The 26,277-nt window shown below is 35.3% G+C and carries 19 protein-coding genes; 8 read left to right on the top strand and 11 right to left on the bottom strand.

The genetic code is table 11. The annotated features are described in order from the left end of the window. The first annotated feature begins 10 nt into the window (after positions 1-10). Entirely contained in the window at positions 11-859 is an 849-nt protein-coding gene (locus tag MKS83_RS08565) for a bifunctional helix-turn-helix domain-containing protein/methylated-DNA--[protein]-cysteine S-methyltransferase (protein WP_240582810.1), read from the top strand. Between the two features lie 305 nt (positions 860-1,164). Next, positions 1,165-1,773, top strand: a complete 609-nt coding sequence (locus tag MKS83_RS08560; protein WP_410679602.1) for an alpha-ketoglutarate-dependent dioxygenase AlkB family protein — start codon at positions 1,165-1,167, stop codon at positions 1,771-1,773. Between the two features lie 247 nt (positions 1,774-2,020). Here MKS83_RS08560 and MKS83_RS08555 read toward each other — a convergent pair whose 3' ends face one another. From MKS83_RS08555 to MKS83_RS08545, 3 genes are all read right to left on the bottom strand, one after another. After that, positions 2,021-3,877 (bottom strand): CocE/NonD family hydrolase, encoded by a 1,857-nt coding sequence (locus MKS83_RS08555; protein ID WP_240582808.1) that lies wholly within the window; start codon positions 3,875-3,877, stop codon positions 2,021-2,023. Positions 3,878-4,044: 167 nt separating this feature from the next. Then, the gene (locus MKS83_RS08550) at positions 4,045-4,464 is read right to left on the bottom strand and encodes an SH3 domain-containing protein (RefSeq protein ID WP_100376442.1); all 420 of its coding nucleotides are present in this window, start codon (positions 4,462-4,464) and stop codon (positions 4,045-4,047) included. 5 nt (positions 4,465-4,469) lie between these two features. After that, positions 4,470-4,958, bottom strand: a complete 489-nt coding sequence (locus tag MKS83_RS08545; RefSeq protein ID WP_240582807.1) for a BON domain-containing protein — start codon at positions 4,956-4,958, stop codon at positions 4,470-4,472. 224 nt (positions 4,959-5,182) lie between these two features. Between MKS83_RS08545 and MKS83_RS08540 the strand changes: the two genes are divergently transcribed. Beyond that, entirely contained in the window at positions 5,183-6,433 is a 1,251-nt protein-coding gene (locus tag MKS83_RS08540; RefSeq protein WP_240582806.1) for a dicarboxylate/amino acid:cation symporter, read from the top strand. Between the two features lie 22 nt (positions 6,434-6,455). After that, on the top strand, positions 6,456-7,178 hold the full coding sequence (locus MKS83_RS08535) for a phytanoyl-CoA dioxygenase family protein (RefSeq protein ID WP_240583175.1): 723 nt from the start codon (positions 6,456-6,458) through the stop codon (positions 7,176-7,178). A 26-nt stretch (positions 7,179-7,204) separates the two neighbouring features. Here the strand turns inward: MKS83_RS08535 and MKS83_RS08530 are convergent, their stop codons facing one another. The 4 genes from MKS83_RS08530 to MKS83_RS08515 form a co-directional block, all read right to left on the bottom strand. After that, positions 7,205-7,915: a LytR/AlgR family response regulator transcription factor gene (locus MKS83_RS08530; RefSeq protein ID WP_240582805.1), complete on the bottom strand. Its 711-nt coding sequence runs from the start codon at positions 7,913-7,915 to the stop codon at positions 7,205-7,207. A 2-nt stretch (positions 7,916-7,917) separates the two neighbouring features. Beyond that, entirely contained in the window at positions 7,918-8,964 is a 1,047-nt protein-coding gene (locus MKS83_RS08525; protein WP_240582804.1) for a sensor histidine kinase, read from the bottom strand. Positions 8,965-9,052: 88 nt separating this feature from the next. Then, the gene (locus MKS83_RS08520) at positions 9,053-9,361 is read right to left on the bottom strand and encodes a DUF4907 domain-containing protein (protein ID WP_157798764.1); all 309 of its coding nucleotides are present in this window, start codon (positions 9,359-9,361) and stop codon (positions 9,053-9,055) included. After that, positions 9,348-10,328 carry a Kelch repeat-containing protein gene (locus MKS83_RS08515; protein ID WP_240582803.1) on the bottom strand — a complete coding sequence of 327 codons (981 nt, stop codon included), beginning with the start codon at positions 10,326-10,328 and terminating at the stop codon, positions 9,348-9,350. The genes MKS83_RS08520 and MKS83_RS08515 overlap by 14 nt, the downstream gene beginning before the upstream one ends. A 227-nt stretch (positions 10,329-10,555) precedes the next feature. On the opposite strand from MKS83_RS08515, the gene MKS83_RS08510 reads away from it, so the two are divergent. Both MKS83_RS08510 and MKS83_RS08505 read left to right on the top strand, forming a co-directional pair. Then, positions 10,556-11,899, top strand: coding sequence for a DUF4270 family protein (locus tag MKS83_RS08510; RefSeq protein WP_240582802.1), 1,344 nt, complete (start codon positions 10,556-10,558; stop codon positions 11,897-11,899). A 10-nt stretch (positions 11,900-11,909) separates the two neighbouring features. Further along, a complete protein-coding gene (locus MKS83_RS08505; RefSeq protein ID WP_240582801.1) occupies positions 11,910-13,145 on the top strand; it encodes an OmpP1/FadL family transporter in 1,236 nt (411 codons plus the stop codon). Positions 13,146-13,189: 44 nt separating this feature from the next. Here MKS83_RS08505 and MKS83_RS08500 read toward each other — a convergent pair whose 3' ends face one another. Continuing rightward, positions 13,190-16,342 carry an AsmA family protein gene (locus MKS83_RS08500; protein WP_240582800.1) on the bottom strand — a complete coding sequence of 1,051 codons (3,153 nt, stop codon included), beginning with the start codon at positions 16,340-16,342 and terminating at the stop codon, positions 13,190-13,192. A 227-nt stretch (positions 16,343-16,569) separates the two neighbouring features. Continuing rightward, positions 16,570-19,380, bottom strand: coding sequence for a GH92 family glycosyl hydrolase (locus tag MKS83_RS08495; protein WP_240582799.1), 2,811 nt, complete (start codon positions 19,378-19,380; stop codon positions 16,570-16,572). Positions 19,381-19,510: 130 nt separating this feature from the next. On the opposite strand from MKS83_RS08495, the gene MKS83_RS08490 reads away from it, so the two are divergent. Then, on the top strand, positions 19,511-20,614 hold the full coding sequence (locus MKS83_RS08490) for an Mrp/NBP35 family ATP-binding protein (RefSeq protein WP_100376429.1): 1,104 nt from the start codon (positions 19,511-19,513) through the stop codon (positions 20,612-20,614). Positions 20,615-20,631: 17 nt separating this feature from the next. Then, complete coding sequence (locus MKS83_RS08485) at positions 20,632-20,880, top strand: NifU family protein (RefSeq protein ID WP_240582798.1); 249 nt, start codon at positions 20,632-20,634, stop codon at positions 20,878-20,880. A gap of 1,029 nt (positions 20,881-21,909) precedes the next feature. On the opposite strand, the gene MKS83_RS08480 is transcribed toward MKS83_RS08485, so the two are convergent. After that, complete coding sequence (locus MKS83_RS08480; protein WP_240582797.1) at positions 21,910-22,896, bottom strand: terpene synthase family protein; 987 nt, start codon at positions 22,894-22,896, stop codon at positions 21,910-21,912. 188 nt (positions 22,897-23,084) lie between these two features. Further along, entirely contained in the window at positions 23,085-26,126 is a 3,042-nt protein-coding gene (locus tag MKS83_RS08475; protein WP_240582796.1) for a choice-of-anchor I family protein, read from the bottom strand. Between the last annotated feature and the right edge of the window lie 151 nt (positions 26,127-26,277).

Here is a 26,277-nt window from a genome sequence, read left to right as displayed (position 1 = left end):
ATTCAATGTTATGTCCACACAAAATCAGATCGATTACGAAAGAATTGCAAAAGCTATAGAGTATATCCGGAGCAATTTTAAGCTTCAGCCAAGTTTGGAGGAAGTAGCGGAGAAAATTCATTTGAGTCCGGCTCATTTTCAGAAGATGTTTTCTGATTGGGCAGGAACGAGTCCGAAAAAATTTTTGCAGTTCATCAGTCTTGAACATGCGAAAAATTTACTAAAGGAAGAAAAAGCGAGTTTATTTGATACCGCTTATGAGACAGGTTTTTCGAGTACAAGCAGACTGCATGATTTGTTTGTGAAAATTGAGGGAATGTCTCCGGCAGAATATAAAAACGGAGGAAAAAGTCTTCATATTAATTACAGTTTTTCAGAAACTCCTTTTGGAAATGTAATTGCAGCTTCTACAGAAAAAGGAATCTGTTATATGGCTTTTGAAACCGATACCACTAAAGCATTGGGAGATTTACAGGCTAAATTTCCTAATGCTTCTTTTTTTGAAGGACAAGACGAATTTCAAAAAAACGCATTATCCATTTTTAATAAAGACTGGACGAAACTTAATACCATTAAATTACATTTAAAAGGAACTGATTTTCAGTTAAAAGTTTGGGAAAGTCTTTTGACCATTCCGATGGGAAAATTATCAACCTATGGAAATCTAGCTGAGAAAATAGGAAATCCAAACGCTTCGCGTGCAGTCGGAACAGCAATCGGAAGCAATCCTGTTGCCTTTTTAATTCCTTGTCACCGTGTCATTCAATCTTCCGGACATATGGGAGGATATCGATGGGGAAGCGAGAGAAAACAGTTGATTGTAGGGTGGGAGAGTTCTCGAATTTACTCTGATTCTTAAACCAAATTACACGAATTTTTTCACGAATAAACACGAATACTTTGTTTAAAATTTCATAAATCAAATTATTCCATAAATAGGAACGGGCTTTAGCCCGTTTAAATAAATAAGAGATTCAATCAATTGGCTTTAGCCAAAACTTATTATTCAGTATAAAAAATCAACACCATTTTGTCATTCCGTAGGAATCTTGGTTTATTTATTAGAGATAAAATTTGAAAAATACTTTGCTTAGATTCCTACGGAATGACAAAAATACTATAAATTAAATTTTTAATAAAAATATTAAACTACAAATTCCCATGCTGAATCTATTCGAAGACATATCAGATTACCCTTCAAATATTCTTCCCAACGACGGAACTGTTCACTATTACGGAAAAATTTTCTCCGGAGAAAAGTCGGATTTTTATTATGAGTATTTATTCAATCAGATTCCCTGGGAAAATGATGAAGCAATGATTTTCGGGAAATTGATTTTAACGAAAAGAAAAGTAGCCTGGTTCGGCGAAAAACCATTTGAATATACGTATTCAAAAAGAACAAAATATGCCAAGTTTTGGACTCCCGAATTGTTGGCATTAAAGCAAAAATGTGAAGAAATTACCGGCGAAACCTACAACTCCTGTTTGCTGAATTTATATCATGACGGAAGTGAAGGGATGGCTTATCATAGCGATGCAGAAAAAGACTTGAAAAAACATGGTGCAATTGCTTCCCTGACTTTTGGTGCAGAAAGAAAGTTTCTGTTTAAACATAAAACTACAAAAGAAAAAGTAGAAATTTTTCTGGAAAACGGCAGCTTATTGGTAATGAAAGGAACAACGCAGGACCATTGGCTTCACAGGCTTCCGCCAACAACAAAAATAAAAACTCCAAGAGTAAATCTTACCTTTAGAACAATTGAGAAATAGTTTTTTTACTCGGTCTTTATCCATGAAGTTTGTCATTCCGTAAGAATCTAGGCTCATTTATTAGAAATTGGAGATTAAAAATACTTTGTTTAGATTCCTAAGACATGACAAATAAAATAAGGTATATTATCTCTCGCAGACTTTGCAGATGCCGCAGATTTTTTTCAACACAATCATCGGCCTAATTTGCACAATCTGCGAGAGGCAAAAAACAAAAAAGCTGTTCAAACCGAACAGCTTTTTAAATTTATTTTAAAACCTCAACTTCAATCGCGCTATCATCAAAAACCCTGACAAATGCTTTCGTATAATCCTCTTTCGTGGCAAAATTTGGGTTATCCAAGAATTTTTGTGGATTGACAGCAAATAAAGGGAACCATGTAGAAGAAATCTGTATCTGGATTTTATGCCCTTTTTTAAAGGTATGAACAACATCCTGTAATTTGAAATTCACTGCTGTTTTTTGATTCGGAACCAAAGCTTCAGCTTTTTCTCTCGAATTTCTGAATCTGGCAGGCATGATCTCACTTCTTACCATCTGATGATAATTTCCGTAGACTACACCATCTTTTTTCTCAGCAGGTTTGAAATCTTCAGGATAAATATCAATTAATTTTACTGCGAAATCTGCATCGGTGGAAGTGGAAGCAATATTTAATTTAGCCATAATTTCGCCGGCGAAAGTGATATCTTCTGTTAAAGCATCTGTTGTGAATGTCAAAACATCAGGTCTTCCTTCTGCAAACCTTTGGTCTTCCGACATATAATTTTTAGGAGTAAAACCGTTGAAGTCTTTTAAATTATCAGAACTTAAAACCGGATTGTTCGGATCACTATAGTATTCCGATGAACCTTGTCCTGCCACATTCTTCAAAGTTCCCTTAGATAAGTAGAAATTTACTTTTTTTCCTTCTTTCGGAGGATATGTGGCGAATTCTCTCCATTGTTTTGCCCCGGTGTCATACATTAAAGCTTCCGGTAAACCAGCATCCTGTTTTGTATTTCCTTTTAAATAATGATTGAAAAATTTCGTTTCAATATTTTTCTGGTAGTATGTTGCAATGCTGTCTCCAAAATAAATTTGGTTATGAAAATGCTTTCCCTGTTCATATGCCCAGGCTCCATGGGAGAAAGGTCCCATTACAATCGTATTTTTGGCTTTAGGACTTGTCTTTTCAATGGTTTTATAAATATTTAGAGGTCCTGAAAGATCTTCTGCATCAAACCAGCCTCCAACAGTCATCACGGCATGGTTTACATTTTTAAGATGAGGTAAAAGGCTTCTTTTCTGCCAGAATTCATCATAATTGGTATGGTTCATTATCTCTGTCATAAAGAAGTTATCTTTATAATATTTTTCATACCCATCTTTCAGAGTTCCCATATCTCTGTAAAATTTCAGACCATCTTCAGAAGTTATTTTAATCATAGAATCGTTATACCAAGCCTTATTTTCAGGTTTTGTTTTCTGAACCCCGAAAACAGGGAATGTTCTGAAATAAGCTAACATAAATCTTCCGTTGTGAAGAAAATCGTCGTTCCAGAAATCTGAAATAGGAGCTTGCGGAGAAGAAGCTACCAAAGCAGGATGCTGAGCTAAAATTCCGACAGCAGTATAAAATCCAGGATATGAAGTTCCGTATTGCCCTACTTTTCCGTTGTTGTCTTTAATGTTCTTTAAAAGCCATTCTATCGTGTCATAAGTGTCTGTACTTTCGTCAATGTCTTTTTTTGTTTTTCTTTCAACCTGTGGTGTCATATTGGTGAACGTTCCCTCGCTCATATATCTTCCACGAACATCCTGAAGCACGAAAATATATTTGTCTTTCATGATATAAGGATTCGGGCCAAGTTTGGTTCTGTATTCGTTTTCACCGTAAGGAGCAATGCTGTAGCACGTTCTCTGCATCAGAAACGGATATTTGTTTTTACTGGAAATATCTTTTGGGATATAAACCGCAGTAAAGAGCTTTGTTCCGTCACGCATGGGAATATAGAATTCCTTTTTGGTAAAATTATCTTTTACAAAAGTATCAGGTTGTGACGATTGTGAATTTCCAAAAACAAACAGGAAAATAAGTACAATTGAAAAATGAATCTTCATTACATAAAATTTGGCACTAATTTAAACATAAAAATGCTTTTAATTAAATGCCCATTGTAAGAGATGCTTGTCATTCTTCATTAAATGTTTCTTTTGAAGGTGCTAAAATATAAAAAAACACCCCTGAATAGGGATGTTGTATTTTAAATAATGTTAAAAGTCTTACGTTAAGCTTTTAAATATCTTGAATAAGCATAGCCTTCCTGTCCGTCAGCGGTTTTTACTTTCCACCAATCGTCGGAAGTTTGTTCAACCAAAGTTACAGATGCTCCTTTTGCTGCTTTACCTACAACAGCAGCTTCTGTAGATGGTTCCTGTCTGATATTTAAGTTAGATTCTTCAGTAGCAACTGTTAATGAAGCTCCGGAAGCCAGTCCGCTTACCTGTACATCGATATTGATATCTGAAGCAGAATAAGTAGAATCTATTGCTCCTAAAGCATTCCAAACTGCATCTTTAGCAGCAGTATTAGCAGCATTTCCGGAAACATATAAAATTCCGTCCTGTTCCTGAACCTGAAGATTTGAAATTCCTGCAGACTGGGCAGCAGAAACCACGCTTGAATATTTGTCTTGTAATGTGCTCATATTAATTATTTTACGACTAAGTTATTGTTGTATTTCCCGATTTTCAAAGCATCTATTGATTCTTTGATTTTTCTGGCCTGTAATGAAGATACGTTTCCTGTAAGAGTAAGTTCCCCGTTTACAACTTCTACTTTTACTGAAGGGAAATCTTTCAGAGCATCCTGTACTTTTTTCTGAACAGCAGGATCTACCGCAGATGTAGTTTCAACCGGAGCCACAGGAGCCGGAGCTTCAATTTTTGTCATATCCATTACATCCTTGATTCCGTTTACGGTCTTCAGCTGAGCAATCATAGCATTTTTAGACTGTTCGTCGGCAAAAGTTCCGCTTAAATGTGCTACACCGTCTTTTACCTCAACGGAAGCATTTGGATTTGAAGTTACAATAGTCGTTGCCTGAGTCTGAAGTTCTGCATCAGAGACTTTTTTCTTACACGAAATCGATCCGAAAGATACTGCGATTGCCAACGCAGCCATTGCGATTGTTTTTTTCATAATAGAGTTATTTTTTGTTGTTTAGGTTTTAATGTTATACGTAAATGTAATAATAAAATTTATACCAAAAGATTAAAATTCTGCTAATTATTTTTTATTTCCTTAAAAGATTCATCATGAAAAACGGAAAAGCCCTACACCAAAATCTCATGATAATGCCTGAAAAAGAATAAATACAGGTAAAAGTTTAAAAACATTATATTTGTGCAACTTGAATTATATATATGAAAGGACAAAATAAACTATTTTTTGCAATCATTATTGCTCTTATCTTAGGAGTAGGAATTGGTGGTTTCGTTCATTTGAACTACCCTGAAAGTGCAGAGCCATTTTCAAAAAACATAAAACTGCTGGGAACTGTTTTCATCAGATTGGTTCAGATGATTATTGCCCCTTTGGTTTTCTCCACGCTTGTGGTGGGTATTGCTAAGATGAGTGATATTAAAATGATTGGTAGGGTAGGAACGAAAGCAATGCTATGGTTTATTTCTGCTTCTTTAGTATCTCTTTTTATAGGATTGGTTTTAGTGAATTGGCTTGAACCGGGACATGTTACTAAACTTCCGATACAGGATGCTGCTTCTGCTGAAGAATTGTTGAAGAGCAGCAAAGGATTTTCTATGGAAGATTTCGTAAAACACGTAATTCCTAAAAGTATTTTTGAAGCTTTTGCAACCAATGAAGTACTTCAGATTGTGGTATTTTCCATTATGTTCGGGATTGCTTTGGCTAATTTAGGTGAAGAATACTCGCAGCCGGTCATCAAGTTATTTGATATTATTGCGCATGGAATTCTTAAAATGGTGGGGTATATCATGTGGTTTGCTCCTCTTGGAGTGTTGGGAGCTATTGCAGCCGTAGTGGCAACCAACGGTTTTGAGATCTTTAAAGTATATGCTATTTATTTAAGAGATTTCTTCTTTGCATTAGCTATTTTGTGGTTGGTTTTGTTATTGGTTGGTTATTTAATTCTGGGAAACCGTCTTTTCGATTTATTGAGAAGAATAAAAGCGCCTTTGTTAATTGCATTCTCTACCACGAGTTCTGAAGCTGTTTTCCCGAAACTGGTAGAAGAACTGGAAAGATTCGGATGTAATAATAGGGTGGTATCATTTATCTTACCTTTGGGATATTCATTCAATCTGGATGGAAGTATGATGTATATGACGTTTGCCTCGATCTTTATTGCACAGATTTACGGGGTTGAAATGACAGTCGGACAGCAAATTACCATGCTTTTAGTATTGATGCTTACTTCAAAAGGAATTGCCGGAGTTCCGAGAGCCTCTTTGGTAATTATTGTGGCAACGTGTTCCATGTTCGGAATTCCGCCGGAAGGAATTGCACTTATTTTACCAATTGATCATTTCTGCGATATGGGAAGAAGTATGACCAACGTTTTAGGAAATGCTTTGGCAACCTCAGCGGTTTCTAAATGGGAAGGTCAGCTGGAAAATCATGGCGGGAATATTTAATGAGTAATTTTGTAAGATTCTGATTTTGAATTTACAACAATATAAACAAGACATTGCTGATAATGGGTTTTCTGTTATCAGTAATATTTTTTCTGAGGAGGAAATCGAGAAGATAGGTAAGGTAATTGATCAGATTGATACCTCAAAAGAAACGTTCCGAAAGTCTGAGGACCTTTTTGCCATCAGACAGTTTTTAAAGGAAATCCCGGAAATAAAAGACCTGATTTTTAATGATAATATTAAAAAACTCATCAAAGAAGTTTTCGGAGAGCAATATTTTGTGGTAAAAAGTATCTACTTTGATAAACCTGAAAAATCAAATTGGTATGTTGCTTATCATCAGGATTTAACGATTTCTGTGGATAATAAAACAGTACTGGAAAATTTTGGACCGTGGACAACGAAACAGAATCAGTTTGCCGTTCAACCTCCATTAGATATACTTGAAAATATTTATACGCTCAGAATTCATCTTGATGATACGGATGAGCAAAATGGCGCGTTAAAAGTTATCCCGGGGTCCCATGCCAAAGGAATTTACCGACCTGAAACAATCGACTGGAATACGGAAACCGAACATATCTGTAATGTGGATAAAGGAGGAGTGATGATTATGAAACCATTGATTCTTCATGGCTCCAACCGGACTACGAATGGAAAGAAAAGAAGAGTAATTCACATAGAATTCTCAGATCGAGAACTTCCTGAGGAAATTCAATGGTCTGAAAAAGAAAATGTGGAATAAAACAGATTTTTATCTAAAAAAAGATATTATTTATATTTTTCAATTGTTTTGTTGAGATAAGCCTTGTATTTTTCACTTACGGGAATTCTTTCGTTTCCTATCAACAGATTGTTTTTTCCGATGCTCTGTAAATGACGGAGTGAGATGATATGCGAATTGTGCACCCGGATAAAATTCTCGGAATCTATTTTTTCGGAAATAGATTTCATGGTTTGATGGATGATCAGTTTTCTGGTTTCCGTGAAGATAATGATATAATCTTTCAATGCATTGATTCTTATGATTTCACTTAAATTCAGCTTCACATCTTCATTGTTGGAACGTACGAAAATAAAAGAGTCATTAAAGAGATTCTGACTACTTTTCTCCTGCAAAATCTTTGTGTTATTCTGAAGGTTATAGCTTTTATAAACCGCTTTCAAGAACCGCTCAAAGGAAAATGGCTTTAGTAAATAATCGATAACATCCATTTCAAACCCCTGAACAGCACAATCGTCATAAGCAGTTGTGATAATCACGTTAGGAAGTTTATTAAAGCTTTTTAAAAATTCGATTCCGGAAATATTGGGAAGATTAATGTCAAGAAAAATAAGATCTACACTGTTGTTTTGTAAGACCTGAATGGTTTCCTGAATATCGTAGCAGTTTTTTACCAGATTCAGAAAAGGAATTCTCGAGATATATTCTTCGATGACGTTGTGGGCAAGTTCTTCGTCGTCTACAATAATACAATTCATGATTAGTTCAGTTGAAGTTTTAATTTAATTTGATATTCGGAGCCATTATCATTAATGTAAAGCTGATATTTCTCAGGATATATCAGGTCAAGTTTCATTTTGGTATTTTTTATTCCCATTTTATTGCTGCTAAAGGTATCTGCATTCTTTTTTTCATAAAAGTTTTTGATATTAAAACCTAATATATCATCTTTCATATAGACAAAGAGATCTAGAGGTCCTTTTCTTATATCTGCATGTTTAAATGCATTTTCTACAAAGGTTAAAAGCAGAAGAGGTTCTATTTCATACGCTTTGAAATTGCCTTCAAATACACAATGGATATTGTTATATTTCTTAAAACGGATAGACTGTATTTCTATATATTTTTTAATATTATTTATTTCATCTTCTAGATTGTTTTTCTGCCTGTTTTTCGTACTCAGCACATAACGCATAATATCAGACAGAATAAGAATAACTCTCGGTGTTTCCTTAGATTGCACAATCGAAAGCGAATAAATACTGTTTAAAGCATTAAAAAAGAAATGAGGATTGATTTGCTCGCGGAGGATCTTTAATTCACTTGACTGTCTTTCGAATTCCAATTCTTTTATTTTTTTGCCGTTTTCCGTCCACTTATCGACAAAGAAAAGCAGGGTGCTGAAAACAATTGAGAAAAGACCTATTTTGAAGAAAATATCATAAAAATTAAGATCATGATTAAATTTCATCATTCTTCCAGGCCTCATAAAGCCTCCCGGCGGAGGAAAATGCGGAGGTTTTCGTAAAGGAGGAAAGAAAGCGATCATTAAACCCACATATATTACAATAAATGAAATAGTGATGGCAAGTATCGTATTGGGCTTTTGTTTAATGATAAAAGGTAAGCATACACTATAATTAAGGTAAAAAAGAATAAAAAATACCAGAAAAATTTTAAAATTGATGAAAAACAGGAAGTTCCCAAAAACGGCATAATCCATACACAGCTTAAAGAGTATGAGAATAATCCATATTACCCAGTGGTAAATGTATATGGTTCGGAAAGTTTTAAAAAATGCAGTCATAGGTGGTGTGTTTTTTTATGGCTTGTGAGCACAAAATTCCTTCAATTTGGTATTGAAGGAATCCATTGTTTTACAAAAAATATAGAATTCAGTACGTAATATTCATAGAGTCCAATTCCTGTACGGAAACCCTCGGTAAAGAAAGTTTTCCTATTTTACTCATCACAAGATTGGCTGTTTTATGAGCCTCCATACTATTTTTAAAAGGCAGTTGCTTATTGATAGCGGGAATATATGGCTGGTTGATAAGAATCCTCTTCTTTTTAATGATCTGATAACCATATCCGGCGTCCTGTTTAGTAATCTTGATCTCAAAATCACTGTTTTTTTTCTGGCAGCCAACCATAATAATCCCCGAAACAAAAAGGAACTTCCTAAATCTTTTAATCATCATCATTTTCACTTTCGTTTGGATGGAAAACCCAGATATCATCAAAATAAGATGAACCACTGTTCCCCGTAAGCACATATCCGTAGTTTCCTATTGAAAATGAACAAGCACTTTCTCTGGCAGAACCTTCAAAGCCTGTTCTTTCTGTCCAGTCATTTGTTGCAGGATTATATTCCCAGGTTGTATTGACAACTCCTCCTGTAGATCCTGTAGAAACATAACCCAAACCTCCGGCTGCAAAGGCTGCTGTAGAAGTACGGTTCTGAGAATCGTCATCGTTGCTGGTATCTACTTTTCTCGTCCATGTTTCAGCGTTAGGATCAAATGCCCAGAAGTCTGAAACAAGGCTTCCGTTGTTGGTTCCAAAACCTACATAAGCAATATTGTTAATAACAAAAACAGCCCCGTCTCTTCTTTTAGACCCTCCTAAACTTGTGATAGCACTCCAAGATGAAGAAGATTCATCATATTTATAAAAATCCTTCAGCTCACTTCCATCATAACCTGTTCCTACATATCCTTTGTTATTGATCCCGAAAGCTAACGCGGCATATCTTTCTGTTCCCGGAAAGTTTGCAATCTGGCTCCAGGTATTAGAGGAAGGATCGTATTTGTAAAAATCCTTTAGCTTGTTCAATCCGTCATATCCTGTTCCTACATATCCATAAGAATTAGTCGCAAAACCTACTGCAGAGCTTCTTTTTGAACCGGGAAAGTCAGCCTTTTGTGTCCACGCATTCAGAGAAGGATCATAACTCCATAAGTCATTATAATAATATTCCCCATCATATCCTCCTGTGATATATCCTTTTCCATTTACTACGAAAGCAGATGCATTAGATCGAGGTTTACCATCTAGATCAGATACTCTTACCCAATTCCCCATTAGCTCCTCGTCATCATCATTTTTGCAGCTTGTTACTAAAAATGTTCCTACAATAGTAAGAGCGAAGATTGAAAGTTTACGATTCATTATTCATTCTTTTTGCTGCAAAAAAATTTCATTTCATTGTATTTTGAAAATTTTTTAGACGAACACATATTTTTTGTAGGCGAACGGTTGTTTTTTTTAGATAAATATGATGCTGATTTTAAATATATTAAATATCGACACAGATTTTGATATGGTCTACAACTCATGATGAAAGGAAGAAAAAATTTTAAGCCATTGCTTGTTCATTATATGTTTGCGGAAAAAAAATGTACAAATACCTTTTATTATGTATTTTAATGTTGTTTCTTTTTTCCTGTGAAGATGAAAGCAATACTTATGAAGTAGGGAGTTCCTGGACGAGTGCTCAGTCTAAGATGGTAATGATTGATACCCTTACCATGAAAATGTCTACCATCATAATGGATTCTGTGACGACTTCAGGAAAAAATGTGATGCTGATCGGAAACATAAAGGATCAAACATTTGGAAAGGTAACTTCTTCTTCTCTTTTTGAGCTTACTCCTTCTACCTATGGAATAACTTCCCCTTCATCAGCCGTTTTTGATTCTATCGTAATGTATCTTACTAATACTGATTTTTATTACGGAGATACACTGAAAAGTTTTAAACTGAATGCTTATCCTTTACAAGACAGAATAAAGCTAAACAACGGATATTTATATAATAAAAGTAATTTTAACTATTCTCCCAATTCAGTAGGAAGTGCTGAATTTTATCCAAGACCCGGAACAGACAGTAGTTATGTGAAGATGCGTCTTGACCAGTCTTATGGACTGAGTATTTTTAATACGCTGAAAAATAATGATGTGGCGACTCAGGAAAATTTCCTGAACTTTTTTAAAGGATTGGCACTTGTTCCTTCCAGCGACAATAATGCTATGATGCGTTTCAAGATGAATTCTACCTATGAAGTTCAGATTAATAAAAGTACTAAAGAAAAAGTATCAAATACAGTAAGGCTATATTATCATACAACCTCACAAAACGGAACAGAATTGCTAAAATATACTTTAGATTTGAAACCAAGTTCAACCTATAGTTACAATAAAATTGGATATGATTTTTCGGGTTCTGAACTTGCTAATCTTACTCCCAAAACGCCTATACCTTCCCAAAATTTAGGAAATAAGACATATCTCATGGCCGGGATCGGAGTATTTACTAAGGTTGAAGTTCTTTATCTCAAGTCACTGAAAAATCTGTATCAAAATTATAAAGTCATAGATGCTACACTTTCATTAAGCCCGGTTGCGGGATATTATTCTAATAATTTCTATAATCCGGATGCATTGTATTACTATTGGGGAGATAAGCTTAACCATATTGTAGGTTCATATTCACAAAGTGACGGATCCAGTGAAATTACGGCAAGTCTTTCTAATGCCAGTGAGTTTCAAAATGAGCACTCTTATGACTTCTCTTTCAAAACTTATGTGAATACCATATTATCCGAATCGTCGGATTCAAATTATAATACATTGATCTATCCTTCTTCCTATACAGATGTTTTATCAGGAAAAGTAGTATTTGGTGATCAAAAAAATAAAACAAATCCTGCCAAGCTGAAAGTTTATATGTTGGGATATTAATTAAGTATTTATGAAGAAGAATAAAACAATACTCATTGCTATACTTTTTGCCTGCGTAGGAGGTCAGAAGATTTCGGCTCAAAATGCTTCACCCTATTCCTATTTTGGAATAGGAATGTTTAACAATGTAGATAATGCCAGGAACATAGCGTTGGGAAATACGGGAATTGCTTTGGAAGCACCGGATTATATCAATTCTAAAAACCCTGCAGCCATGACCAGTATTTCTACAAAAAATGTCGTTTTTGATGTAAGTGGCCTTATGAAATACAATACCATTTCCAGTAATTTAGGAACAGATAAAAGGCTGAGCTCCAATTTTACCAACTTTTCAGCTGCTTTACGAATTTCAAAAAATGCTTTTGTAGGGCTAAGTATGCAGCCTACAACTTCTTCGGATTATAAAATCTCATCTAGTATTCCTATCGAAGGAACGGCAGGTGAATATCCGATCACTTATGAAGGAAGCGGAGGACTTTCCAATTGGGGAGCCAGTTTTGGATATAAAGTTAATGATAACTGGAGCTTTGGGGGAAAAGTGAAAAATAATTTCGGAACCATTATCCGTAAAGAAACCATAGCGACTACTTCAGAAATAGAGCTAAGCAGGGATATACGTTATACAGGATTTAGTTATGGCTTGGGAACACAGTACAGAAAAGAATTTGAAGACAGCGGGCTTCTGCTGAATTTGGGTGCGGTAGTAAATTTCAAAAGTAAATTGGTGGCCAAAGGAGAAGTAGGCTATACTGAAAATAAAGATTACGCCAATACCGTTACCAGTAAGCTCTCAACAAAAGATTCTTCTTTGCCTTTTGAGTTTGGAGCCGGAATCAGTATTCTGAAAAATGACAGATACCGTGCAACTTTTGACTTTATGCAAAGCCAGTGGGATCAGGTGGTCAATTCCGTAACTCCTGAAAAATACTACAGGCAGAATACCTATGGATTAGGTTTTGAAATTCTTCCGGGAAGAAAAAGAATACAGTCATTATCAGAAGCACTTATCTATCGTTTCGGACTTAATTATGATACAGGATATTACAAGGTAAATAATGCCAAGATCGATAAAATGGAAGCTACGGTGGGACTGGGAATCCCTTTCAATAAAATTATTCTGAATGTAAATTACGGCTACGGAATTCATGGCGTTCAGAATAATATTCCGATACGGGAGAATTATCATATGCTCAATCTGAGTATTAATTTCTTAGATACATGGTTTACAAAAAGATACCTCGATTAAATTAGTTTTGTGAAAAGAAACCTCATCATTGTGATGAGGTTTCTTTATGATTTCGGTTTAGAATCTGTTTTTTCTCCTTCTGCTTTTTTAGCAGCCTCTTCTTCTAAAGATTTTTGGTAATCTTTGTAGTCATCATCAGTTTCATTAAGGTCTTCTTTCTGATATTTTCCTGTTTCTACTTTAAATGTATCTGAAGGTCCTGTGATTTTAATCGGGATACCAATAATTCCGAAAGGAGGAAGCCCTAAACGCATTCCGACATTGATATACCCATCCAGGCTTACCTGTCCTTCAATTCTCGGTCGGAAACCTGCAATTTTAAATTTCGTTCTTTCAATGGTGATTACGTTGTCTTTAATGCTTGTTTTAATGTTGACTTTACTTACTTTAGCATCATGCAGTGCATCGGTTGAGGTTTTTTCAGCCACAGAGTTAAATACTTTAAACCCATGAAACTGAATGTCTTCCAAAGTCAAGACTCCTTCTCCCTTTATTGTCTTCAGTCTTGGGAAGAAATCAGCACCCAGATCGCCTTCCAGATGATAATCCAGAGAAACTTTCCCATGTGCTTTTTCTGCGGCAGAAACCATTTCCCGGAATAACGTAATTTCTTTATATGCTCTTTGGATATCAAAGTTTTTAGCTTTTGTATTAATGCTGAATTTTGCTTTTTTAGCATTGATCGGAAAATAAGTTCCGTCAGCGTTAAAAGTAGAACCAATCATTCCGAATTCCGTTTCATTAAGGGCTAAATTACCGTTCTTTAAAGACAGGTTTCCTTTAAAGTTATTGAGCTTAATATCCTTGAATAGTATTTCATTCGCATTGCCATTGATGGTAATATCCAGGTTTTTTGGAAGTAAAATAACACCATCTTCCGCAGAAGTGGAATTAGAAGATACTCCCGAATTATAAGCCATAAAGTCATCAATATTGACTTTTTTTGAAGTGAAATTGATGCTTCCACTCAGGTTTTGATCTTTTAGAATATAATTGATGTAGTTAGACACGCTTCCGTTAAAAACAAATACATTCTTTTTGTATCGTGCTTTTACATCTTCAAATGTCAATTGACTTCCGTTTAGTTTAAACAAACCTTCTTTTATTACAAAGTTGCTTGGGAAAAATTTAGAATGAATCGTGATATTTTCAATTTTCACAAAACCTCTGTTCTGAATATTGTCCAAAGCAGCTCCGTTTTGCCCCTTCAATCCGACATCAGTGGAAATAACACCGTTAATATCCAGACCTTCAATAGGGAAGAGTTTGTAGATGTCACCTAAATTAAGCTGTCCTTTGGAATGCAATCTGTAATTGAGATTGTTCAGATTTTTCAGATTAGCCTTTACGGTAAAAGGTTTTCCCGCTAATGTAAATGAAATAGGAAGAACGCTAATATCTAAATCATTAAAAGAGCCTCTTCCACTTTTTACATGAGTCTCTACGTTGATGTTTTCTAAAGGAAGCTCAGGATAATCGGCGAATTTTATAAAACCGTTTTTCAGCGATAAAGTACTGTTACTTACAGGAACTCTCTTACGTTTCGGTTCATACGTTCCAACGGCTTTAGATTTTACAAAAAGATCGCCGCGAAGCTCAATGCCTTTTACCGGATAGATCTTATAAATATCCTGAAGATGGATTTTTGCGGTAAAATCTGCATCAATAGGATAATTGTTTAAATTCTTTACTTCAATTTTTCCTTTTGCATAATTGTCCAGTGCTTTTGCATCAATATAATGAACTAAAACTGCTGTATTTTTAAAATTGCCATCTGTGTTGTGAACCGTCATATCCAAATTGATATGATCCAAAGCAGCAGGCATTTCCCTCATCTTGAAATATCCGTCTTTCAAATCTGCTTTTATATCAAATAACGGGACTTTTTGCAGCTTTTTTTTCGCAGACAGTGAGATAAAACCTTTCCAGTTCCCATTCAGTTTAAGATTTCCTCTGGCATCAATTTTTTTATATCCGGTTGCATTCTTTAAGGCTTCAAGGTTTACGTTTGAATCGATTATTCCTTTAGAAAACATCGTAGAACCGTTCTCAAAAACAAAATTGGTTCTGGTATAGCCGTTTAATAAACTGAAATCAAGTTCGTTTACTTTTACTTTCAGCCGATTGGCATCCAGAGCAGGAATATCAATGACAGAAGTTAAACTTAGATTATTGATAGGAGATTGAGATTTCTGATAGTTGAAAAATCCATTATGAATGTTGGTTTCGACATGGATATCCGGACTTTGTTTCTTCGATGGATTCAAAATACCTTTCATGGTAAACAGGAGATCGGTTTTACCTTTCATTTCAACCTGTTTTGCATATTCTTGATATGCTTCCGGAATAATGGCAGGAATGGCTTTTAAGTCAGCATTCTTAGTTATGATTTTTAGATCATAGACCTGCTGTTCGTTCGGCATTTTTAAACTTCCCTGAAGATTAAACGGAAATTCACCTAAAATCAAAGGATTATCTATAAAATAAAATCCTAACTGATTGATATTGATTTTTGTATTGATTTTTCCTTTTAAGGGTAAATTTTTAACCCAAATATTTTTATCTAACCTGAAAAGGGTATTTTTAATGTCTGTATTGGCATTTAAGCTCAAAATATCATTCGAAAGATCGATCAGACCATTATATTCCAAATTGTCTAATTTTAAATGAGTTTTGCTCAGCTGATCATCATAAATAAAATTAGAATTGGAAATTCTGAAGTTCTGTAAAGCCAACGCCAGTTTAGAATCATTTTTCTCCTTAGCTTCTTCCTCAGAGACCAGGATATCAAAATTATTTCTTCCTAAACTGTCCACCCTCATTCTGATATTTGCATTTTCAATATAGAGTTTGTTGAAAATGATCTTCTCGTCAAAAAGACTGGTAATATCCACTCCTAAGCCAATTTCTTCTGCATCAATCAAATTTTCCGTCTGAAAAGGACTGTTTCCTTTTACGGAAGAATTAGTAAGAGTAACGGTAAGATTAGGAAAATGAGTAAAGAAGGAAATATCTAAATCCTTGAAATCTACATCCGTTTTTATATAGCTTTTGGAAACTTCTTTGATGCCACTGTTGATGGTGTCTTTGAAAAAATAAGGAGTTATAAACAGAATCAATACAACACTGCCTAAACTTATTCCGGAAATTTTCAGAATCTTGGATAAACGGGAAACTTTTGTTTTTTCCTTCTTCATAAGCATCTTTACTATCAATCTACAAAATAACTGATAAAGAAGAGGAAAACGAAATATTTTCGACTAACATCGGTCATTTATAGATAAATTTATGAATTTTAGGGAAATAATTTAATGGAAAGAAACCAACTTAATTTTTTCTTTTATGTTTAAAACGGAAAATTCTGTAAAAGAAGAAGCGTTTCGGATTTTTCCGAAACGCTTCTTCTATATTGACCAGTAAAATATTATTTTACAGAAATCTCATCAACAAAAATATAAGCCTCACCACCAGCTCCCTGATGCCACTCCGGAAGTTTCCCGAAATGATAAGCTTTTATTTTGATATAACGGGCCTGTGTCGGAAGAATTTCGGCTGTAAAGTCTTTCTTCTGGACGGTTTCGTCTTTAGGATCAAGCGTGTTGTCAACCGTTTTTAATAAAATGAAATCTTTTCCGTTATTGGAAGCGTAATATTCTACTCTTTTCGGCATTAAAATCCATGCTTTGCTGTCCTGAAGATATGATGAAGACAATTGCGTAATCTGCTGAGGTGACTTCATATCGATAATTGCTTCAAAAGTCTGCCCCTGATAACCCAGCCATTCACCTTTTCTCCAGTTGGTATCGCCTAAAATTCCGTCGATTAAAGATAATTTTCCACTTGCAGTGTATTGAGGAGTAGGTGTTGAATTTACTGTAATGTCCCAGTTATTAGGTCTTCTGTTAAAGTTTGCCGTTACGATTGAACTTTTCTCACCTTTTCTTTCTGCGTATGTTGAAACCTGAGTTGTTTTTGTAATGGTAAAAGGTCCGCTGTATGCTTTGAAAGTCTTTCTTACATTGGCATCCCCTTCATCCAATGTCATATAATAAATTTTATCATCAGGATTCAAAGCAGTGATTTCTACTTTTGTATTTAAATCAAAAATTCTTGCCGCAGCAATAACAGGTGTTGCCGTTAATTCATCATATTTGAAATCTTTAAATGATTTGGCATTTTCAAAACCTAATTTTTTAAGCTCTTCTCTACCCGTATTTTTCGTGATGGTTCTTGTTGTTCCGTCTTCCAGATGAATCTTAACCTCATCAAAATAAGGTATTGTCGTTTGCCATTCAGGTAATCCCGGAGTTACAGAATAAATTCCCAGTGAACTCAAAATATACCACGCACTCATCTGTCCGCAGTCTTCATTTCCAATTAATCCGTCCGGAGCGTTTTTGTAATAATTATCTAGGATATATTTGATTTTGGCATCTGTTTTCTCAGGTTTTCCTACATAGTTATAAAGATAAGCAATGTGGTGGCTCGGTTCGTTTCCTTGAGCGTACTGTCCGATCAAACCTGTGATATCCACCTGTTCTCTACCTGTTGTTTTATCGGGTGCAGAGAAAATAGCATCGATAAATTGTTCAAATTTTTCCTTCCCTCCGTGAGCAGCAATTAATCCCGGAATATCCTGTTGAACAGAGTAGGAGTAATGCCATGAATTTCCTTCCGTATAGTTGTTGTTAACTTCTCTCGGTTCGAATGGTTCATACCAGTTTCCGTTCTTTCTGGGCTGCATGAATCCGTTCTTTGGATTGTACAAATTTTTCCAGTTTTGTGAGCGTTTCATGAAATATTGGTAATCTTCTTTTTTGCCTAAAATTTTAGCCATTTGAGCAATGCACCAGTCGTCATAAGCATATTCTACTGTCTTGGAAACACTTTCGTGTTCATCATCAATAGCGATATAATTGTTTTGCTTGTAAGCATTTAATCCAAAAATATCCAGCATGGCAGAATTTTTTGAAGCCTGGAATGCCTTCTCATAATCAAAACTGGTAATTCCTTTTGCCATTGCATCTGCAATTACAGAAACGGCATGATAGCCGATCATACATTCTGTCTCGTTGGAAGCCAGTTCCCAAACCGGAAGTTTTCCGCCTTGTTCGTATTGTTTGATAAAGGTATTAATGAAATCAGCTGTTCTTTTTCTCTCGATTAATGTCATTAAAGGATGAGCTCCCCTAAAAGTATCCCAAAGCGAGAAGACGGTGTAATAATCAAAATCTTTAGCATAATAGAACTTATTGTCCCTACCTCTGTATTTTCCGTCAACATCCATATTGATATTAGGTTGTGTGAAAACGTGATACATGGCTGTGTAGAAAACCGTCAGTTTATCCTTATCAGAAGATTTAACCTCAATTTTTGATAATTCTTTATCCCAATCTGCTACAGCTTGTTTTTGAATAGCATTAAAGTCATTGGATTTTCCTTCTGCCAACATATTTTTTTCTGCCCCCTCATATCCGGTTGGAGAAATTGAAACCTTTAAGCTGATTTTTTCTCCTTTTTTTACAGCAGTTGAAAAAGCTAATGCTATTTCATTTCCGGTGAAAGTTGCTTGATCTCCATCTGTGCTTTCTCCTGCTTTTTTGGTTTTAGAGATTTTCATAGGTTTGGAGAACTCAATTCGGGCATAAATGTATTGATTGGTTGCCCAGGCTTCACTTCTTCTGAAAACTTCAATTGTTTTACTATCGATGACTTTTACTTCACCTTCAAGGAGCTTGTCTCTATGGTTTAAATCTAAAATGATATTTGCATTTCCGGCATTGTTGAAGGTGTATTCGTGGTAACCGACTCTTTTTGTTGTAGTCAAACGAACATCAATATTATGCTTATCCAGTTTAACAGCATAAAATCCTGCTGTTGCTTTTTCGTTTTTATGAGAGAATTTGGATGAATAATCTTTACTGTCCAGGCTTGGTTTTCCCATGGTTGGCATCAGCATGATGTCCCCATAATCAGAAACTCCTGTTCCGTTCAGGTGGGTATGAGAAAATCCGTAGATCACAGAGTCTGAGTAATGATACCCGCTGCATCCGTCCCAGCTTCCATCAATTCTTGTATCGGGAGAAAGCTGTACCATTCCGAAAGGAACTATGGCTCCGGGAAATGTGTGTCCGTGACCGCCCGTTCCTATAAATGGATTTACATATTGTGAATAATTTTGTGCAGACAAATGATAGGCTGCCAATCCTAAAAGAACGAATATTATTTTTTTCATTCAGATTTAAGTTTAAAAATTCCCCTAAAGTACCACAAAATTTTATTCTGCAAAAGAATTTATCTATCAGTAAGTTTACTTATTCTAAATAGCTAAAATTTCCGTAAATTTGTAGACAATTTATTTTTTTATGTTGACTAAAGAAAAGGTACAAAATTTCCTTAAAGAGATAGAAGTAGATGACCTGGTGAATAATCTTCAGATTATGGGTACAGAAGTATATATTGATATGACTGCCCATTCACCGGCAATGCACGAAAAAAAGAAACTGGAAGCAGCGATGAAGCAGGCTTTTGCCAGTGAATTCGGAGAAGAGATTAATTTAAAACTTAAGATAGTTTCACCGGAACCAAGTGAAATTCAACAAAGCCAGATCAAAGGAAAGCAGATTCCTGGGATTAAAAATATTATCGCTATTGCATCAGGTAAAGGTGGAGTAGGAAAGTCTACGGTTTCTGCCAATATCGCAGTTACTTTGGCTAAAATGGGCTTTAAAGTAGGACTTTTAGATGCAGATATCTATGGGCCTTCAGTTCCTACGATGTTCGATACAGAAGGAGAAAAACCGGTTACAGTAGAAGTGGACGGCAGAAGTTTGATGAAGCCTATTGAAAATTACGGAGTAAAAATGCTTTCGATCGGATATTTTTCAGGAGCGAATCAGGCGGTTGTTTGGAGGGGGCCAATGGCTTCAAAAGCGTTGAACCAGATGATCAGAGATGCAGCATGGGGAGAGCTTGACTTTTTATTGATCGATCTTCCTCCGGGAACAGGAGATATTCATTTATCCATTATTCAGGAAGTTCCGGTAACAGGAGCGGTAATTGTAAGTACCCCTCAACATGTTGCTTTGGCAGACGTTAGAAAAGGAATTGCGATGTTCCAGATGGAAAGCATCAATATTCCGGTACTTGGATTGGTAGAAAATATGGCTTATTTTACTCCGGAAGAATTACCTGAGAATAAATATTATATCTTTGGAAACCAGGGAGCACAATATTTAGCAGATGATTTGGGAATTCCTGTATTAGGAGAAATTCCTTTGATTCAGAGTATCAGGGAAGCGGGAGATGTAGGAAGACCTGCCGCATTACAGGAAAATTCTAAAATTTCTGATATCTATACTGAAACTGTACAGAAAATGATAGAAAGCCTTGTGGAAAGAAATAAAAATCTTCCTCCGACTGAGGCAGTAAAAATTACGACAATGGCGGGTTGCTCACCTAAAAAATAAGAAAACCAAACCCAAATATGGAGATAAATACAACACACGAAGAGACTGTAACGAGAGTAATGGAAGCGTTGGAAAGCATTCGTCCGTTTCTTAATAAAGACGGAGGAGATATTGAGCTGATCGATGTAAAGGAAAGTACAGTATTTGTAAAACTTTTAGGAAACTGTTCAGGGTGTTCGCTTAATTTCTCAACGTTGAAATTAGGTGTTGAAAATACCATTAAACAGCATGCTCCTGAAATTGAAAAGGTAGTGAATGTAGAGTAAAAAATAAGACGATATATTTTTTAAGGCAGACTTTTAGAGTCTGTCTTTTTTTAAGTATTTAATGAAATTTTGAATTTTTTTCAATCAATTAAATATCAATCCGAACATTCGAATCATGATATATTCCATCTGATTTTGCGCTGAATGATCCATCTTTTTTAATTGTTATGATAAATGCTTCCTTTTTGTACGGTGAATGTGAAATTTTTGATAAATGCAATATAAATTCATCACTCAATTTCTTGTAGACATTTCCATTTTTATAGTCTTCATCAATGCCATAACCATGTAACATAGCAATAAACAGTGCTTCTTCAATGGTGTCAATTTCTCCAAAAAAATTAATTACACCTTTTTCTTTTGTTATATATTCTTCCTGATTATTTTTATTAATTGCATAAAAATACGAATAACAGCCACCGGGAATACAAGGGAAAATCCGTAAAAATCATTTTCAGATCTCAATGGTGATAATTTCTTTTTACCTTTTTGAAATAAAATATTGCTGGAAGTAAAATCATAATAAACAAGAGCCCAATTTGTATAATTTTTATTAGGCTTTATTTTTTTTTACTAAATCTTGAATTTCTAACTTAGGAAGTGGAAGGAAATTACTGTTTTTATTTTCTTGTGAAAAAAGAAAAATACTACATAGCAAAAAGGTTAATGAAAGGGTTTTTCTCATAATTATTAAGTAAAATTAAAGATACAACACTTTGTTGATAATGAAGTTAAAAACAATATTGTATCAAAGAATTTGATGAGATACATAAACAATTTTTGAATGAAAAATCATACAGCCATGAACCAGAAGCTATTTGTAAAACTATATTTTAGCATAAAGCTATTCCAATAATTTTACAAAAAGAAGTGTGGTGAAAATGATTCTTTAAACTATTGTTTACAGCACTTATTATATTGGTAAGTTGCTCCCAGCTTGCTTACTTCCTCTTCCCATAAACCGCAAAATATTACGAATTATTTTGTGGAAAACACCAGCTATTTTTGATCACATTATATAAGTTACTATTAAGCCTTAGGAAGTTCTTCCATTTGCGGAAAACCACCCATACCGTAACGCTCAGTCTCTAATAATGAAACGGATTGCCATCCTTTCATAAAGAATCCCATTCCTTCAATTAAATCAGCAACAGCATTATTCCATTCTCCGAAATCAGGAAGAATAGATTGCAGTTCTTTAAACTCCTCAAGATCTTTATCGTGTAAACGTATAGTTTCCTCCAAGGCATCTTCTTTGGATAATCCGTAATGGTGCTGCAATACTTTCACGATGTTAAAATATACATCGCCACTTTCTTCATCTTTTAATAAAGATTGAACATCATTAAAATAACCTATAATTCTGGTGGTAAGATCATACATTCTTTTTATGATAGGATGCGAATAAATATGATCTGGCAATGTGACCTCGTTCTGTATTTCTATGGTCTCAATAAAAGCACAGATCATTAATATTCTAACCCTAATATTAAGAAGATTACCTACTGACGGAAATACTTTATTTTGTTTATATAACACTTCCATTTGCAAGCCATCAAAATATTCATTCAGTGTATCGGCAAACCGATTTACAGACGATTGAGGAATAAAATTAAGAAATCCATCCCGAATGCTTTGTAGTTGATATCCAAGTGGAATCAGGGCTTCATCAGCTGTAATTTGTCCTTTCAATATGGCAATTGACATATTTTGTGCATTCTTAACTTCATCAAGACTAGCCAGTTCATACATATCATCATTATACATAGACCACAGCATGAATCTACCCAATGGTCGCAAACGTTCAAAGCTTTTGGTTTTGGGCCACCAACGAGCAGACATATAGCCTGTTTTAGTTCGTTTATACTTATCTCTTGTTGAAACGGGAATTAAATCTTTAAGCTCGGAATCGATCCATTGATGATCTGTTACCATTTGAAGATCACTGGCAAAAGGATTAATAAGATCAGGAAAGGGGTAATGAAAACGATCCTTGAGAATTGTTTTGATTTTCATAGTTATTTTGTTATTGATTAGTAGTTTGATATCAAAAGTATAAAAAATATTATACTAAATATGACTTAGTAGTGTTTTTAATAAAATTGTAATAACTGATTGTAGCAGCTGATTGGCCTTTATTTTAGCAGATAAATAAAAAGCCCCGAAAAATTCCGAGGCTCCAGGTATCAATTTATTAAGTAAAATTATTTTACAATCACTCTCTTCACCTCTCCTTCAGAAGTTTTGATTAAATAAATCCCGGTATTTAATTTTGAAGTGTCTATACTTAAAGCATTTTTCTCTTTTCCAATAAGTTTTCCGGACATATCATACAACTCATATCCCTGCGCTCTGTTGAAGTAAAGTGTATTTCCTTTGGTAATAGGATTCGGGAATATATTGAAGGTGGCTTTTTCAGTTTTTACTTCCCCTGTCGCTAAAGTTGGTGCATTGGCTACTTCATACATAGATAAAGTTCCGCTGATCTCATTGGCAATGATTACATAACCTTTTCCTGTAGTCGTATTTTCTGGGGCAATGTATATAATTCCCTCTGGTCCGTTGTCTCCGCCATACGCTGAAGTCGTTCGGGAATGTTTATAATCTGTGAAAGTAGGATTAGTAGGATCCGTTACATTATAAACCATTACACCACCTGTTCTTTCCAATGTGATGAAAGCATAAGTTTGACCACCAATAACTCCTAAAGCTACTCCTTCAGGTTCAGGACCTTTTGCTCGGCTTCTATTTTTTATCCCGTTCGATTCGTTGTCGGCATTAAAAATCAATGGATGATTGGCTGCAATATATCTTTCAAATCTGTCGCCACTGTCATAAACGATCTGCTTTGTGTCTGCATTGAAGATAGAGAATGAACGTGCTCCTAATGCAGCGATTTCTTCAAAATCAGCGTCTCCGTCCGTATTTCCTGTGGCATTGGAAACCCTGAATCTTCCTAAGTTATAAGAGGCTTTGAGAATGTTTGATTGAGGGAAGATAGCAGGATCCAAGGTATAAGTATTTGCTCCAACTGTAGTTCTCTCACTGAATCCTGAAAGATCTTTTTCATCCCCTTCATTAGCCGTTACAATATAGTTTGTTCCTCCTACCTTGAAATTCTGAACACCATCCGGAAGAAAATAAGCTTTTACAGGCCAGTTTGCGATGAGAACCTCTCCATTATTATCAGAAGCATCAAAACCGTTTCCTGGAATGCTCATGTCTTTTTTACCTAACCCCCAGATGTTGGTAATCGTTTTTGTGACTAAATTGATTTCTGCGATGGCATTGTTTTCCTGAAGTGTTACCCAGGCTTTCTGACTGTCTGAGCTTATTGTTACATACTCAGGTTCCAGATCTTGAGAAAGTGTATTGTTAGTTCTTACTTTTCTTAAACCAGTGGCTGTTAAAGCGGCAACCTGAGAATCGAAGGCGTTAAAGTTAAGCGTTGTGACATTAGTTTGGCTAAGGTTGCTGATTCCACCGGAAATATCAATAATACTGATAGAACCTTCAGGATCTACTGTATAAGCATCATTCGGTTCGCCTTCATTAGCGGTGATTACTTTGGTTCCGTCCGGAGAGAAAGTGATCATATCCGGTAATGCACCTACTGTAACTTGCTTTAAAAATGTTCCGCTGGTATCAAAAAATACGACGGAACCATTCAGCTGAGGATTTGCATTAGGAGAAGCGGCTGCAATGATTCCGTTTTTCACGGCAATACTCGTGATTCCTCCGTAAGGTGCCATGTTGACAGTACTTATTACGGATGGTGCGGCTGGGTTGCTGAAATTAATAATATCAAAAACATCAGTAATCGAGCTGATCGTAAATAGCCTTTGAGTGGCAGGGTCGTGAACTACAATTTCCGTAGAGCTTGTATTTGTTCCGGAAGGGTCAAAGCTTCCGATATAGTTTAATGAGATTTGGTTGGAAGGAACTGGTGCAGGTTTATCATTATCAACAATATAAACCGTTGCGTTATTATCCCCTGAAATGTTTGCTCCGGTAGGATTTTCAAGACTTATCACAAAATATTCAGCTTGTTGTTCTTCTAAAGTATCATCAGTGATTGGAATATTTACCGTGTAACTTGTCATTGACGGAGTAAGGGTAATCGTTTGGTTGGCTAAAGTAAAATCATTATTGTCCGCAGTACTGAAAGGGGCTGGTTTTACTACCAGATTTACGGTTGAATTCGAAGGATTGGCAATATTTATTTTAAATGCTAAAGTTCCTGCGTTTTCATTTACTTTAATAAAGTTTTTATCCAGAGAAATTGCAGTTCCTGCTGTAGTAAAGGTTGTTGAAGTTGATATCGTCACAGCATTATCACTCGTATCTTCTACCATATTGGGTTTTAAAGCCAAATAATAAGTCTGGTTGGGAACTAAACCGGAAGTCGGGATTACAGTGATTTTGTTGTTGGAAAAAGTAGTTGTGAAGGGAACTTGCGTGCCTGAAGCATTTCCGAGACGGAAATCAACAAGCGTTTGTGCATTAGAATCGTTGATCGTTGAGTTGTCTGTCAACCTTACATTTTCATTAAAAGAAATGGTAGGATTTACAGTGGTGGAAGCATTATTTGTGTTGTTTGCGGGAAGATAGGTTACGGTTGGAGGTGTAGTATCAGTTCCGCTTACTGCTGTTGCATCTACAGTGAAGTTATCAAAACGGTTGTTTCCTACCGTTCCTCCTGCTCCTGCAGAAAATTCAACTTTAAGTTTAAAATTCGGATTATTGGCAACGCTAGCAATTGCGGAAAAATCAAAAGTAATTAATTGAGGATTTGCATCCAGCGGGGAGACTGTCTGATAAGGTAAAAATGTTGTTCCGTCTGTAGAATAAGTCCAGGTCTGAGTTCCAGCTCCAGATCCGGATCTTCTTGTTGTAAATTTTACAACTACATTATTGTATCCGGTTGTTGGTAAATTGAACTGTAAATTTCCTCCAATAGGAATATTATATCTCAAATGCGTACCGGAAGCATCTCCGTTTCTTGCATTTAAATTGTCAACATTGAAGTTCTGTCCTGTTCCCCCTGCGAAATCGATTTCAGTGGTTCCTCCTGTAAATGCAGTCATGGAACCGCCTGTCAAAGTTGAGGTCGGGGTAATGATGGTTGCAGCAGAAGCGTTGTTATTGAAATTCCAGTAGTGGATAAGAGAGGTTTGCCCGAAAATATTTCCCTGAAGAAAAAATACAGCAATGACAGACCCTTTTAACAAGTAGTTATTAATCATTTTTACTGATATTAAGTTTATGCAAAAATGAAGTTTCTACTTTGTAAACATTTTAAGGTAATTTTAATAAATGTTTAATAAATAGGTAATTGTATTTAATATAAAATCGATGTTATAAGATGGGCAGGAAAATAGACATACCGTAAAGATG

Origin of the sequence: Chryseobacterium sp. Y16C (assembly GCF_022488405.1) — a bacterium.
GTDB lineage: Bacteria > Bacteroidota > Bacteroidia > Flavobacteriales > Weeksellaceae > Chryseobacterium > Chryseobacterium geocarposphaerae.
The sequence above is the reverse complement of the archived record's forward strand: the minus strand, read 5'-3'. Positions and strand labels throughout refer to the sequence as shown.

Bases quoted from the DNA above. Each gene is read 5' to 3' on its own strand.
- MKS83_RS08565 (WP_240582810.1), top strand. From the start codon at position 11: ATGTCCACACAAAATCAGATCGATTACGAAAGAATTGCAAAAGCTATA.
- MKS83_RS08555 (WP_240582808.1), bottom strand. From the start codon at position 3,877: ATGAAGATTCATTTTTCAATTGTACTTATTTTCCTGTTTGTTTTTGGA.
- MKS83_RS08550 (WP_100376442.1), bottom strand. From the start codon at position 4,464: ATGAGCACATTACAAGACAAATATTCAAGCGTGGTTTCTGCTGCCCAG.
- MKS83_RS08545 (WP_240582807.1), bottom strand. From the start codon at position 4,958: ATGAAAAAAACAATCGCAATGGCTGCGTTGGCAATCGCAGTATCTTTC.
- MKS83_RS08540 (WP_240582806.1), top strand. From the start codon at position 5,183: ATGAAAGGACAAAATAAACTATTTTTTGCAATCATTATTGCTCTTATC.
- MKS83_RS08530 (WP_240582805.1), bottom strand. From the start codon at position 7,915: ATGAATTGTATTATTGTAGACGACGAAGAACTTGCCCACAACGTCATC.
- MKS83_RS08525 (WP_240582804.1), bottom strand. From the start codon at position 8,964: ATGACTGCATTTTTTAAAACTTTCCGAACCATATACATTTACCACTGG.
- MKS83_RS08520 (WP_157798764.1), bottom strand. From the start codon at position 9,361: ATGATGATGATTAAAAGATTTAGGAAGTTCCTTTTTGTTTCGGGGATT.
- MKS83_RS08515 (WP_240582803.1), bottom strand. From the start codon at position 10,328: ATGAATCGTAAACTTTCAATCTTCGCTCTTACTATTGTAGGAACATTT.
- MKS83_RS08510 (WP_240582802.1), top strand. From the start codon at position 10,556: ATGTACAAATACCTTTTATTATGTATTTTAATGTTGTTTCTTTTTTCC.
- MKS83_RS08505 (WP_240582801.1), top strand. From the start codon at position 11,910: ATGAAGAAGAATAAAACAATACTCATTGCTATACTTTTTGCCTGCGTA.
- MKS83_RS08500 (WP_240582800.1), bottom strand. From the start codon at position 16,342: ATGAAGAAGGAAAAAACAAAAGTTTCCCGTTTATCCAAGATTCTGAAA.
- MKS83_RS08495 (WP_240582799.1), bottom strand. From the start codon at position 19,380: ATGAAAAAAATAATATTCGTTCTTTTAGGATTGGCAGCCTATCATTTG.
- MKS83_RS08490 (WP_100376429.1), top strand. From the start codon at position 19,511: ATGTTGACTAAAGAAAAGGTACAAAATTTCCTTAAAGAGATAGAAGTA.
- MKS83_RS08485 (WP_240582798.1), top strand. From the start codon at position 20,632: ATGGAGATAAATACAACACACGAAGAGACTGTAACGAGAGTAATGGAA.
- MKS83_RS08480 (WP_240582797.1), bottom strand. From the start codon at position 22,896: ATGAAAATCAAAACAATTCTCAAGGATCGTTTTCATTACCCCTTTCCT.
- MKS83_RS08475 (WP_240582796.1), bottom strand. From the start codon at position 26,126: ATGATTAATAACTACTTGTTAAAAGGGTCTGTCATTGCTGTATTTTTT.